Source organism: Polluticoccus soli (assembly GCF_029269745.1).
GTDB classification, from domain to species: Bacteria; Bacteroidota; Bacteroidia; order Chitinophagales; family Chitinophagaceae; genus Polluticoccus; species Polluticoccus soli.
Window position 1 is genome coordinate 793349 of the sequence record NZ_JARJHT010000001.1, and the last position, 13926, is coordinate 807274.

The following is a 13926-nucleotide window of genomic DNA, read 5'->3' on the forward strand; positions in this document are numbered from 1 at the left end:
CTCTCTGCAAAACAGCAGTGTGTGTGATTAATTAATATTTACCATTGAGCCTTTTATCTCTGTTATTGCGCTCGATTTGAAAGCCGCACCTGCAGAACCCTCACCTTTCAGGTTAGCACTGGCCTTTATTTCTACATTCACTCCTTCTATCTTGATATCAGCCGTTGCTTTTATCTGCACATCTTTCGCACTTTCCATTATTATTCCATCGGTATTCATCTGCATCTTATTTCCATTCTCATCTTCCAGCTTTATGCCTTTTTCATCGTCGCTGATGATTATTTTATTGCCCGCGGGTGTTTCTATTGTAATACTCTTCTTTTCATCGTCGAAGAGCAGCTTCATCTTCTCCCTGGTCACAAACCCCTTCTGGTGGTTATCATCGCTACCCGGAAGCGGTGCAGGCAGCTTGCTGCTGTTCAACATTCCAAGCACTATAGCATTACGCGGATCGTCATTTAAAAAGCCAACTACCACCTCATCACCTATCTCGGGACGAAAGAAACTGCCGCGTTCCTTTCCAGCGTCAAGAGAGGCTACACGAGCCCAAACCGCTTCGTCAGTTTCAGACACCCCGGGAATCTTAAGCAATATGCGGTCCTCGCCTTTAGGATCATCCTTCAGTTGCGCAACGATGCCTATTTGCAATCCGTTCACTGCAGGTAGCAATCCGCCTGCTGGTCTATCGGCAACGTCATTGAATCGTTCGGCGTGGGTAGTGAAACTCATTCCAAACTGTATGTCTGTCTCCCACTTGCCATGTGTGATAAAATGCCGCACGCCAGAAACAAATGCCTTGCCATTAAAACGCTCACCTATCCCATTCAATCCAATAATATCACCGGGTTGTATGGCGGCAAACCCAATACACCGCGCACGACCTTTTATCTTTGAAAGCTTCGTCCTTGCAGCTTTGGCATCGGCTATGGCTTTCGCCTCAGCACTTTCCAACTGATTCGGAATATTTATTTTTAGTTCGGGATCCCCGATAGCACCACTTACATCTGACACGGAAAGATTTCCATCTTCAGCCAGCGAACTAGTCCCTTCTTCCTCCGCCAACTCCTGGTCTGCAGGATTCCACGTTTTCACCTTCCATTCTTTAAAGCTTGTTCGTGCATCCAGTTCCGCCTCCACTTCGAGTATTGAGCTTCCATAATGCAACTCGAGCGTTGCATCACCGCTTAGATCGGGTTTCTTTACAGTTAGCTTTTCATTTTCATTAATGACCACCAGCCCATTCATTTCTGCACGCATAACGGCAAAATCCCAGTCGGTCGAATTGTATTGCACGAGGTGTTCATGCGTCACTGTCGTATCTTCAACTTCCTTCTTTTGACTGTACTCGTCGAGAATAGTAGAAATGGCATCGCTATCTGTACTATCCGGGAACAACCTGCTATTCCTGGTCAACGCCATTTTAAAGCAATCATGTTTCAGCGTAATGATCAAGACCGGTGTATCGTTTTCAATCACTTTAATTGCATGCTTAACAATAGTGCCTTTAAAGATCGTTTCTTCCTGCTGGTGATAACCAGCATGGATCTCTAAAACCGCGCCCGGAATAAAATCAGGTTTGTCGCTTAGAGGAAATGTCTCAGCCGATACGTCCCCATCAAGGAAAATGATCTCCGCCTCGCTAATACGATTCACGCCCTTAGAAACCGTTACAGCCATGACCTGGTAAGTAGACGGAATAGCTTCGCCATTCAGCAATATGGTAGCTGTTGGCAGATCGCTATTGGCAGGTGTTGGCACTAATCGGTTGTTATCCTCAGGCATTCTTGGTTGTTTTTTCTAAAGGCGGAAAGTATACGTCCGTTCCGGTAGTTACGCGCCGGAAACTATTGAGCCCGTTTACTTTTGCCACATCTATATAGTATAGGTTAGTATTGTAAATAGAGTACGACATACCAATCAGTCTCTCAGTCTGCTTCACCGTTCTTTTATGTGTAAGATCAGGAGAACTCTTGCTATTGATCATTTCGCTCAGCTCCTGGTCAACGCAGCTGGTCAATGCTATTGTCACTTTAGCACGCAGTGGCGTTCCGTCAGCTTTGAACAGTGTGTAGTTCACGTCCACCGTCTTCATCACCGTTTTCAGCAATACAGCCCCATAGCGCACCATGATATAATTGGGAGCATGGGTACTTCCGTTGTAGGTGTATACCACTTTCAAAAACTTCTCAACTTCCTCTGGAACATTCTTTTTGTCTGCACTGACCGCACCGGTGCCATCAATGATAAACTCAAACTGAAAGTCCTGCGGCTTTATCTTCTTGAACCGCATTTCGCTGGTGGTCGAACCATTCCCTTGCGATTCTTCCCTATCTACCTGCAGCTTAACGGAAATAGCGGCCGGATTGAACATGACCTCGTATTCACCGGCCTCGGTGTTCTTTTCCGAAAAGTCTATTGCCTTGTAAGCAGTAAACTTCAGTTTTGTCAGTTGTCCGTTTTCTAATGAATCAGCCATTCGGATTAACGTTCGTTGATATTCCTGATCTTAGTCAGTACCTGGTCTATGATCTTTTGAACGGCGGTATCGTCAACCTTTGTTGTGCCACCGCCGGAAGAAGATGAAGATTGCTGTGGTGCGGTTTCATCTATCGTAGCTTTTATTACGAGTTCTCTTATTTCTATCGGCATAGTTGGATCAGGTTAAAGAAGCCATTCGCTCCGAGCGTTGATAGGCCAACTCCAAAACTTCGATCACAAATGAGTTATCTGTTGCCTTCAGGTCCGACACATTCCACTTTACAGGGTACACCCCATTGAATTTCCAGGCTGCCGCTGGTTCATGCTTCTCGTTCAGCAACGTCACCTGCACATCGCAAAGCTTGAAGTCGAAATTGTACATAGCATTCCGCACCCAGTCGTTCAATGGTGACGATTGCGTTGTCGGCATCCCGCGCTTCAACACCAGGTTTGGAAACTTTGCACGTACAGGCAGTTTATACACAAACCTGTTCTCCCCACCTTCAACCAATTCTTCAGCAGTTAGTTCGGCATTCAGTCCAGCCACCTCCTGGAATCGCGTATCGATCTCTGCTTCACCGTCCAACCCTTCAAATACAACTTTGAAGTGAAAGCCCGGCGAGGGGTATATTGCTTCCGCAGCCATCAGTTACTATGGTTTAGAAACGGTGATACCTTCGTGTGCTACTTCAAGCGTCTCGATCGACACCTCGTTACCTGTGGCTTTCAACGCACCACCATCAACTTTTACAGGGAAGGCGTTACGCACTTTCCATACTACAACAGGTTCGTGCTTTTCGTTCAGGAGTGATATGGTAATATCTCTGCGCTCGATCTTGTTCATCTGCACTGTGTTCCACCATTGGAACATCTCGTTGTCGCCGGCAATTACCCCACGTTTCATGGTGATGTTACCGTATTTCTGCATGCCCGGCATTTTGATAGTAGAATAGTCGGGACTGAGGCCATCTCGGTATTCGATCACCTGGGTTTCTACGTTCAGACCCGAAACTTCCGTGAAGCCCAGATTAGTACCGCCCCATTCAACGCGGAAGTGAAAAGCGGGTAGTGGATATTGTGTTGCCATTATGATCTGGTTATTTCGTTGAAAAATGCTGTTTTAAGAAGATTATGATTGCTGCAGTTTGTGAGAGAACTTAAGCACAACAAATTCAGCAGGTCTTACTGCTGCCATAGCTATCTCTACGTTCAGATACCCGTTAAGAATGTCCTGGGCTGTCATGGTAATGCCCAAGCCGCAATTCACGACGTACGCGTGTTCTGGTTTTGCGCCAGCTAAGGCCCCGCGACGCCAAAGATTGTTTAAGAAATTTTCGATCTGTGCTTTGATACGCAGCCATGTATTAGCGTCATTTGGTTCAAACACTGCCCACGATGTAGATTTCTTACAACTTTCTTCCACAAAATTGAAAAGACGCCTTACAGGCACATAACGCCATTCGTTGTCGTTGCCGGCAAGTGTCCTCGACCCCCATACCAACACACCTTTGCCATAGAATGGGCGAACGGCATTGATCGACTTACCCGCATTAGCATCTATGTTCATGCCCTCTTGTGTCTTATCGTCTATAAATGTGTCAACACCGGATACTGACGACAGGCTGACATTTGCAGGCGCTTTCCATACACCCCTATCGCGATCCACCATGGCGATAACGCCTAATACGGCACCACTTGGTGGCATGGTGGTCACTTTAGAGTTCAGCACCTTCAGTATGCTCTTGTAGCCCGGCACAAGGTTGATCATTGTTTTTTCCAGACTGGTCTCATACCCTTCGCCAAGCGACAGGATAGTTGCCACCGCAGCCTTGAGCTCATTGTGAATGGAATTCAAAACAAACACTGCAGCATCCCTGCGTGTGGCCTCTGTGCCACCTGCCGGAATTGGCTCTATACCCGGAGATACCGCCATACCTTTTAGAATATTTCCACCGTTAACAGATTTAAATTTCGCACTAACTCCTGCAAAGGTCAAACTGCCGGGTGCAGGATCGTCTATTTTGGTAGTCGAAAAAGCGTCACTATCCAGGTTAATAAGGTCTTGTAATATTGGCTTTACATTGATCTTCACAAAGTTCATTGTACTTGTCAGAAAATCAGGATGTTTAATAACGTCGGTTTTAACAATGGCGTCACTATTGTCAATTATCATTCCATCAACCTGCAGCGCATAATGAAACAGATAATTAAAAACAGCCTTCAATTTGGTCATATTATCTCTGTCTGCAGCATACGCAGCAGCGAGCGAATTGTATGCGGTAGTTGAATTGGTTGCGCCGCCAACAGTCTGGTAAAATGCCTCCAGGCCGGTTCCCAGGTTCTGGTTATCACCCGGTGTGCCGGTAATACCTACCAACGATTCATAATTGGCTATTTTGTCTTTAATTTTCACGCCGTCGGTATCGAGATCGGTGTCTTTAAAGAAATCTTTAAACTTCTTTGGACTACCAGACTGTTCGATGTTGTTATTAATATCCTTAAAGCGGAAGGTTTTATCAAATGTAGTTTTGATATACGGATGGTAAGCTGCACCATACTTAATGTAGTTCATACCCACATTGGTACGGAACGAGTCAATCGAACTGCTCAAATTCTCAGTTCCGATACCATTCTCCATTCTTTTCAGATCAAATACGCAAAAACGATCACCCAGCTCTCCGCATTGCTTCAGTGCTTTTTGCTGCAGTGAGCCAAGCTTGTCTGCATCTAACGTCACAGCATCGGGAAATGCAATAAGGGTTGGCTCATCAAATTTGCTGAGTGCATCTATTCCATCGCCTATTTCGGTATCCTCTATATTGCCACCATAATCTCCCACAGACACAATGTAACAAGGTCCGCCACCGTTATCATAAAATGCACGCACGGCGTCGTACAGGTAGAATTTGCTATCCCCTACCGTGGTGTCTTTTTCAATGGGGGCAAAGTTGTCGTCAACAGCAAGAGTAAACGAGGTGTACTCCGGTCCTTCACCAAAATATTGTTCATATTCCAGCAAGCTTGTAATGCGATAAGGCAGAAGCAACAGGTCATCTGCTACATCTCTTTTAGCGAAACGTGTATAACCGATTAAAGCAGGGATTGCAGTCTCCACTTCTGCGACAGAAGGTGGAAATTTCACGATTTCCTCAACGTAAACTCCCGGAGTCTTGTAAGAAGTAGCCATGTTTAGAATTTTTTATGGTGTTTTTATAAAGGTGTAAGTGAAAACATTATAGTCGGGCATGTCAGGCACTGGTTGCAGTTCGTCGGGCAACACCCATGTATTGCCTTTTACCAATCGCAGGATGCCATAGTGGCCGTTGGTTTCGGCTAAGGTGTCTACATAATATGCTCGTGTAAGGCTGTCGTCCCCCTCCAGACCGAAGAAATAGATCCCTGGTCCTCTTGTTCTCAGGTCAGCCGTGCAGTTGTAGACGCCATCGTCATCAATGGGCACGGTACTATTTAGTATCAGTTGGTCGTTACTATTAAAAACATTGAATGTTTCGATTGGACTGGTATCAGCCGTTCCATCAAACTTCAGCGCCGGAATGGAATTGACAATAAACTTTTGCGGTATCGCTATTTCCGTATCAGTAACAGCTATATCAAATTCGTCAGGTATTACAGTCTTATTGATGATATCCCTCTCCAGCAAGGTAACTATGAAAACAAACTCAGTATCGTCAGGTAATTCAACATTGGGAACTAGTTTAGTTTCCAGCGGATCTTCGTTCTCTATCACTATATCACCGGAGTAATAGACGGTTAGTTTACCGGGCTCGCTCCGGTATTCCATACGATGATTACGCAGCACCTTTCTGCACATATAGGTTGGCTCCAGGCCAAACGAAGTGCAGGGCGTGCCGGGTGCAGACTCATGCTGCAACTCCACAGTGAATAATATTTTATAGAACACAGCTGCCATGCGCTGATCCTTGTTAACTGGTGAAAAAATCCCTTATTTAAAACTCTATATTGCTACCTGTCCGATAACGTTAAATCTATTCCTTGAACTATATGCGTATTTCTTATGATCGGTGCCTCCTTATCCAGGATAACAACCAATCGCATTTTATATAGAACGAATGGCACCATCTTGCTACCCATCGTTTGCCATATCTGGTTGCTTTGATCAAAATTGGGCGAGTTCAACTCCAGTATGATCTTCTCCAACCCCGCGTTGCGTTCGGAAACTGTGAAGTCCATATCCTCATACACATTCTTTCCCTGGAAGATCGTAATGAGTAGCGAAATGAACTTGAGCGCACTCTCATAGCGTGCCTTTGCAAATTGCGCAGTAAACAGCACCCATAAATTGAGAGTGACCACGGGATTCTTCAGATTTAACTTTGTTGCATCGCCCGAATCAACTGAATAAACAGGAAGATTTCGAAAGGTTTTGTCTTCTTCTACGTTGAAAAGAGTGACAAGTATTTTGTCTTTGTCGTTAGCATCCGGATCCTTTGGAAGGCTTGCTACTTCAACATCCGGACCAGCGGTCGTTCGCGCTTCGATCTGGGCAGTTAGGATGCGTTTAATGAAATTCAATGATACATCTATCATCGCTCTCTCTGTTTTCAGTGTGGTGATTCGATGAGAAAATTAGGATAACAATTTTATTATTTCAAACTTTGATTAAGAAATTCTTAAACACCAAAACCACAATCATCATCTAAAACATTGAAAATAAATGAGGTCCGCAAAAAATATCATCGATAAAATTTTTTTGGACTTTACTTTCAAAGTGAATGGCAAAGGCAGCCGTAAAGCCACAGAAGAAACCAGAGAAATTTTCTACAACAATTTGTTGCCAAAAATAGATTCATTGCTATCTAAACATAGCAACAATTCTATCATTCGGATAGATTCGCTCACAATAGACCTGGACAAAACCACGCTGACTGACATTCCAGACAAATTGCTATCAGAACTGGAATCAGAGCTCGCAAAACACCTCCCAAACCCACTGTGGACAAAGCAAACAAAGGAAAACAAGGCAAACAGCGAAGAAGAAGACCTCGATACTTTGCTCTACTTTTTGCAGACCGGTACGTTGCCATGGCATCACGACAAGAATACCTCGCCCGGTAAACTGCTTATTAATATTCTAAAAAAGAACAAAATACAGACGCAGCACAGACTCAAGCAGGCTTTTGAAAAAAATGAAATAACACTGCGGCGATTCATTCTTCAATTTTCAGAGGAGCAGGTTTACGAGATATTCGCATCATTCATCGCAGAAAACTCATTCAAGCTTGCACTAACTGCCTGGTACCAATTTGTTGGCGCAAAGCAACCGGGCCAGATTCAAAGAACATTTCTTTTTGCTATAAAACATGAGATAATTAAGAACGAGATCGAATTCCTAACGGATTTTTCGGAAGTCTTGATATTACCGCACTTAAAAATTGACAGATCTGTACTACCAGAAATAGTCTCCGAATTAAAGACGATACCTAAAAAACACATACTCACTGAAAAAATCGTTACGATATTCAGAGAGATGGAAAAAAAATATAGCCACGCAAATACCAGAAATGACTCAATCCAGACTCAACGACAAATGGCCAATGGAACACCCACAGAAGAAAAAGCAGTAGTAAAAGAGCAAAAGAAGAACAACGATCCAGGCATAACATCCTTCACAGTAGACAATGCAGGCCTCGTCATCCTGTTTCCATACATTCAAATGTTCTTTAGCGAGATTGGCTTGATGAAGGATGAAGAGTTTAGTAGCCCTGCAGCCCAACTAAAAGCAGTGCAAATGTTGCAATACCTGGCGACGGGATCGGCTAAAACACCAGAACACTTACTGGCCCTGAATAAAGCACTCTGCGGAATAGATATGGCGATGCCCTGCCCTGGTACATTGAGGTTGACCAAGGCTCAGAAACAAATGTGCGAGACCTTACTAAACGCGGTCATTAATAACTGGCCACCTTTGAGAGGCACAAGTATCACCGGTTTTCGGCAATCCTTTCTTCAAAGAAACGGTACGCTGAAAAAGGAGGACGACAACTGGACACTCCACGTAGAGCGAAAAGCATTTGATATATTACTTGAACAATTGCCATGGGGATTCAGCGTAGTGAAATTTCCATGGACCGAACAATTTATACATGTACTATGGTAACAGCAATGAAAATACCCCAGACTGTAAATAGCGAGTTGAGCTGGCTCTCAAAAATAGTGGAAACCCGGCTGAGACTGTATTTCGCGCAAGAAACACAGTACAATTCTATTGAGTCTATTCCACCACCGGCGATCCGCAAACCTATCGACAACTACAGCAAGTTCGTTGTCGACCATAACCTGGGATTTGCAGATCGTATACTGCTGGCAGCATCGTTAGTTCCACTATTGCAACCTCAGTTGTTCGACATGCTGATGATACGCAATAGCAATACCGACAAGCGCTTCGTCGAATTTGGCGGTGTAACGGGAACAAATTTCAGTGGACTGCTACCAACACTGGATACAATCTTATTCATACTAGCCGGGAGCGACTTACAGCTTCGCCTGAATTACCTGGCGCAGCTAAACAACAATCATCTCTTGTTCCTGCACAATTTTCTGTCGTTGGAAAATGGCCCGGCACACGAGCCGTTGACAAGTGCTATTGTTCACCCCACTTCGGAGTTGTTGGAAATACTGCTGCCGGGACAAAGCAATAGCTCACGCTTTGCGCTCGGGCTTCCGGCAAAAAAGATCACTACGCAGCAAACGTGGAGTGACCTCGTGCTGGAAGACAATGTGATGAACCAGATAGAGGAGATCAGTTCCTGGGTAAAGCACGGGCACCTGCTGCATACAGAACTCGGCCTAAACTCAAAACTAACTCCCGGTCATCGTTGTTTGTTTTATGGCCCACCCGGCACAGGTAAAACGCTTACAGCAACACTGATCGGCAAACTGACCAATCTTGAAGTGTTTAGAGTTGACTTGTCGATGATCGTATCGAAATATATAGGCGAAACAGAAAAAAACCTTTCGAAAATATTTGAAAAAGCTGAGCACAAAGGCTGGATACTATTCTTTGATGAAGCAGATTCACTATTCGGAAAGCGAACAAACGTGAAGGACGCGCATGATCGTTATGCCAACCAGGAGGTTTCCTATTTATTGCAACGTGTAGAGGAATACAATGGCCTTGTAATTTTAGCAACTAACTTCAAATCAAATATTGATGATGCCTTTGCCCGTCGCTTCCAGACGGTCATACACTTCCCCATGCCAAAAGCGTTGCAACGCAAAAAACTCTGGCTCAATATGTTGCCACAGAAATTGAAATTGGATGCTGACATTAATATAGATGCACTGGCCGAGCAGTACGAACTAAGTGGTGGTTCGATCATCAACATTGTCAGGTTTTGTTCGCTCATGGCACTATCACGCAACGCAGAAAAAATTGTTTTGCCAGATCTCATGGAAGGTATTAAACGTGAATTCGTTAAAGAAGGCAAGGCAATGTAATATGACAAAAAGCTTGCCATTCTGATAATAGATTTCGTAATTTCAAAATTGAAAACGCACCATCACCTTGCTAACAGCCGCGGCTAAAATATCAAAGCCTGCTTCTAAGAACACTGTGCAACGAAAAGCACAGCCGGCTGTTTCTGCACCTTCCAGGATCTCATTCTTGGGTAACAACAATTCACTCCAGCTTAAGCCGGAGTTGAGCAATACGTTCGTGAATGCGAACAATACCATCACTACACTGTCGGCGCAACCAAGCCGGCAAACCATTATACAACCTAAGGTAAATGAACACTTTGTAAGACCAATTGTTCAAACCAAAATAGAAATTGGTGCTCCAAACGATCGATACGAACAAGAAGCAGATAGTGTTGCCGAAAAAGTAGTAACTACTCCAGATTCTGCCGTAACAGTCTCCGCACCAACGTCTACTGGCATCAAACGCAAAACAGCGCATCCGGGTATCGTATATCCCATGCGCATCTCGCGCATCGCGATGAAACGCGTGCAATGCCAACGTACAAGAAAAGTAACAACAAATACTCCGGCCGCAAGGCCATTAAATATTGAAGCCAAACTCAATAGCACAGCAGGGCGCGGCAGCCCTATGGATGCTAAAACGCGAGCTTTTATGGAACCGCGCTTCGGCGCGGACTTTAGTGGTGTGCGCATACATACCGACCGCACCGCAGCGCAAATGAACAATGCTCTGGGTAGTTATGCTTTTGCGTACAACAACAATATCTACTTTAACCAGGGACAATATCAACCCGGTACAACGGGGGGTAAACGATTGCTTGCTCACGAATTGACGCACGTGGTACAGCAAGGTGCTGCAATACAGCGCAGTTCTATTCCACAGATATCACAACGTCCTCCCCCCGGCCCTGCCATACAAGGCCTGGGTATACAAGACGTTTTAGACTACTTTGCAGACAAGGCCAACAACATACCAGGCTTTGCACTGCTTACTTTCATTATTGGTGTCAATCCAATAAACTGGCGCGATGTGCCGCGCACCCCTATCAATCTCTTCCGCGGGATCATTGGTTTGATACCCGGCGGCAACTTGATTTTCGAAGCACTCCAAAACCACGGCATCCTCGATCGCGTAGGCAACTGGATGATGGGCAAATTCTCTGAGCTGGGAATGGCTGCAAGCCTATTCGGTGACGCTATCGACAGGTTTATTGATTCGCTAAGTTGGACTGACATTTTCGATCTCGGTGACGTATGGAATCGGGCCAAACGCATTTTCACCGAACCGATAGACCGCATTATCAGCTTTATTACAAGCCTTGTTCGAGACATCATCGTCTTCATCAAAGATGCAATACTGCGTCCGCTGGCTAGCCTGGCTGAAGGCACGCGCGGTTACGATCTGTTGAAGGCTGTATTAGGCCAGGACCCGATAACCGGCGACCCAGTGCCACGCACAGCCGATACACTCATAGGCGGATTCATGAAGCTGATAGGCCAGGAAGAAATATGGGAGAACATCAAGAAAGGTAACGCGATTCCACGCGCATGGGCATGGTTCCAGGGAGCTCTATCCGGTTTGCTTGGCTTCGTAAGACAAATTCCAACTCTATTTGTACGGGCGCTCACCTCGCTCGAACTGATGGATATTGTATTGGTACCAAGGGCATTTGCAAAAATAGCTGGTGTGTTTGGCAGCTTCATCATGGACTTCATGAGATGGGCGGGCAACACCGTGTGGGATCTGCTGGAAATACTATTCTCGGTAGTAGCACCGGGCGCAATGCCATACCTGCGACGCGCAGCCGGCGCATTCCGGTCCATCCTCGCCAATCCAATAGGCTTTATCGGCAACCTTGTTCGCGCAGGCATTATGGGCTTCAGGCAATTCGCGTCACGCTTCCTGTCGCATTTACGAAACAGTTTGATACAGTGGATAACGGGAGCGCTGTCTGGCGCCAATATTTACATACCGCAGTCGCTGACGGTGATGGAGATCATCAAGTTCGTACTATCAGTGCTTGGACTCACTTGGCAGAATATCAGGCAAAAACTGGTGCGTGCGGTTGGCGAACGCGTAGTAATGGCCATGGAAGCAACTTTCGATATTGTGAAGACGCTCATAACGCAGGGTCCGGCAGCGGCATGGGAAAAGATACAGGAAGCCATCAGCAACCTGCAGCAAATGGTGATGCAAGGTATTATGGAATTTGTGAGCACACGGATAGTACAAGCCGCTATTACAAGACTGCTTACAAGCCTCAACCCTGCAGGTGCCTTTATACAGGCTATCATCGCTATCTACAATACCATCATGTTCTTTATCGAAAGACTGAGACAGATAACGCAGGTAGCCGTGGCGTTCATGAACTCCATCATGGCCATCGCGTCCGGCAATCTGGCAGCAGCAGCCAACCGTGTAGAACAAACCATGGCTGGTATGCTTACGCTCGTCATCAGCTTCCTGGCACGATTGGTAGGATTAGGCAGAGTGAGTGATGCCATCACCAACGTTATTAACCGCATCAGGCAGCCAATAGATCGTGCACTTGATCGCGTCATAGATTGGATCATCAGTACCGCAAGACGTTTGGGCAGGTTTGTTGTGCAGTCTGTTGCAGGTTGGCTTGGATTGAGAAAGCAACTCCGGTCGACGGACGGTGTGCAACACACACTATACTTTGCAGGTTCACCACCAAGACTGATGATAGCCACAACACCAATGCCAGTGCGCGACTACATAACGGGCATAAAACGCGATAACAATTTGACAGACGCGCAAGTTGGACCATCCTTGCAGGTAGTCGGACAGATAGAAGCCAAGCAAGCTGAGAACCATGTGGACGAGAACAAAAAAGCACAGCAGGTCAATGAGATCAACACGTTGCTGGTAGACCTTGCAATGAAAATGGCAGTAATACCGTTGGGACCATCGACCGCTAACTCTGGTCACCTCTTTGGTGGTTTGCATGGAGAATGGGGCACATCAGCAACCGTTATATTTAAACAGAAACCTTTTGACCGAGGATCTGAGCCTGCGGTGAACTCGCCTAACTTCAGCTACATCAATGTACGGAAGGATGGCAGTGGATCTTACTATGTGAAAGGCCACCTGCTGAACGATAACCTCGGCGGACCGGGCAATACGTGGGCCAACCTGACGCCTATCAACCGTGACGCTAACAAGAACCACCAGCTGAATTTTGAAGACGCTGTGAAAACAGCTGTTAACGGCAGTCCTGCGCGCGGTGCAGCAACCAGTAGTGGTCCGAGATTTGGATACATGAAGTCATTCAGTGTAACAGTAGCGGTGGGACGCGGTGTGCCTATGAGTCTCCGGATATTGCGAGGAGAAACTGATAAGGAAGCCTCAGACATACCGGGCTGGCAGTCTGGCTGGGACATACAGGAGGTGACAGACCTGTTGACAGCAGAACAATATGTACCAAACTCACTTCGATGCAGCGCCACTGTTAAAGGAGCATCTGGCGGCGAGCAAAGTGTGTCCAGCGGCGTAACGAACGATATCGGCTACGGAGACATGACCAAATACCAGCTAGGCCTGCGTCCGAAAACACCTGTTGTACTTGCGAACCTTTTCAATGATAATGCGAACAATGACAACGAGCGGGCTGCACCATTTATGGCTCTTACAGGCATAGGCAAAGTCCGTGCACTAAATATCTTCGACGCACTGATGAACAAAGGCAGGATCACTAACGGCATCGCCGACATAGGTATATTAATGACAACGCTCAACAAACAAAACCCGGGCAAGTTGATCTCTTCTGGCGTTGTACCTGACGATAAGAGAAACAAGGCAAAGACAAAAAGAAATAACAGATAACTGAAACCTACAATCCGCTGAAATCCAAGCCAGTCAAGGGTTACTGCGCTCTCCCAAATATGAGGAAAAAAAATTTTTGGATTATATTAAGTAATTTATCCGTTACTTTGTATCGCAAAAATTTTTACAACTCTCTTTCG

The 13926-nt window shown here is 45.7% G+C and carries 11 protein-coding genes; 3 read left to right on the top strand and 8 right to left on the bottom strand.

Annotation, left to right across the window (positions count from 1 at the left end; genetic code table 11):
- Positions 1-27 precede the first annotated feature (27 nt).
- The 8 genes from vgrG to P2W83_RS03650 are packed head-to-tail and all read right to left on the bottom strand — an operon-like array spanning position 28 to position 7047.
- Complete coding sequence (vgrG, locus tag P2W83_RS03615; protein WP_276132328.1) at positions 28-1782, bottom strand: type VI secretion system tip protein VgrG; 1755 nt, start codon at positions 1780-1782, stop codon at positions 28-30.
- Positions 1775-2476, bottom strand: coding sequence for a CIS tube protein (locus P2W83_RS03620; protein ID WP_276132329.1), 702 nt, complete (start codon positions 2474-2476; stop codon positions 1775-1777). The genes vgrG and P2W83_RS03620 overlap by 8 nt, the downstream gene beginning before the upstream one ends.
- A 5-nt stretch (positions 2477-2481) precedes the next feature.
- Positions 2482-2649, bottom strand: coding sequence for a DUF5908 family protein (locus P2W83_RS03625; protein WP_276132330.1), 168 nt, complete (start codon positions 2647-2649; stop codon positions 2482-2484).
- A 7-nt stretch (positions 2650-2656) separates the two neighbouring features.
- Complete coding sequence (locus tag P2W83_RS03630; RefSeq protein ID WP_276132331.1) at positions 2657-3124, bottom strand: phage tail protein; 468 nt, start codon at positions 3122-3124, stop codon at positions 2657-2659.
- 6 nt (positions 3125-3130) lie between these two features.
- The gene (locus tag P2W83_RS03635) at positions 3131-3565 is read right to left on the bottom strand and encodes a phage tail protein (RefSeq protein WP_276132332.1); all 435 of its coding nucleotides are present in this window, start codon (positions 3563-3565) and stop codon (positions 3131-3133) included.
- A 42-nt stretch (positions 3566-3607) separates the two neighbouring features.
- A complete protein-coding gene (locus P2W83_RS03640; RefSeq protein WP_276132333.1) occupies positions 3608-5665 on the bottom strand; it encodes a phage tail sheath family protein in 2058 nt (685 codons plus the stop codon).
- 12 nt (positions 5666-5677) lie between these two features.
- A complete protein-coding gene (locus P2W83_RS03645) occupies positions 5678-6409 on the bottom strand; it encodes a hypothetical protein (RefSeq protein WP_276132334.1) in 732 nt (243 codons plus the stop codon).
- Positions 6410-6462: 53 nt separating this feature from the next.
- A complete protein-coding gene (locus P2W83_RS03650; protein WP_276132335.1) occupies positions 6463-7047 on the bottom strand; it encodes a Pvc16 family protein in 585 nt (194 codons plus the stop codon).
- A 127-nt stretch (positions 7048-7174) separates the two neighbouring features.
- Here P2W83_RS03650 and P2W83_RS03655 point away from each other — a divergent pair, with 127 nt between their 5' ends.
- The 3 genes from P2W83_RS03655 (at position 7175) to P2W83_RS03665 (ending at position 13786) form a co-directional block, all read left to right on the top strand.
- Complete coding sequence (locus P2W83_RS03655) at positions 7175-8617, top strand: contractile injection system tape measure protein (protein ID WP_276132336.1); 1443 nt, start codon at positions 7175-7177, stop codon at positions 8615-8617.
- A complete protein-coding gene (locus P2W83_RS03660; RefSeq protein WP_276132337.1) occupies positions 8611-9957 on the top strand; it encodes an ATP-binding protein in 1347 nt (448 codons plus the stop codon). The genes P2W83_RS03655 and P2W83_RS03660 overlap by 7 nt, the downstream gene beginning before the upstream one ends.
- A gap of 67 nt (positions 9958-10024) precedes the next feature.
- Complete coding sequence (locus tag P2W83_RS03665; RefSeq protein WP_276132338.1) at positions 10025-13786, top strand: eCIS core domain-containing protein; 3762 nt, start codon at positions 10025-10027, stop codon at positions 13784-13786.
- Positions 13787-13926 lie beyond the last annotated feature (140 nt).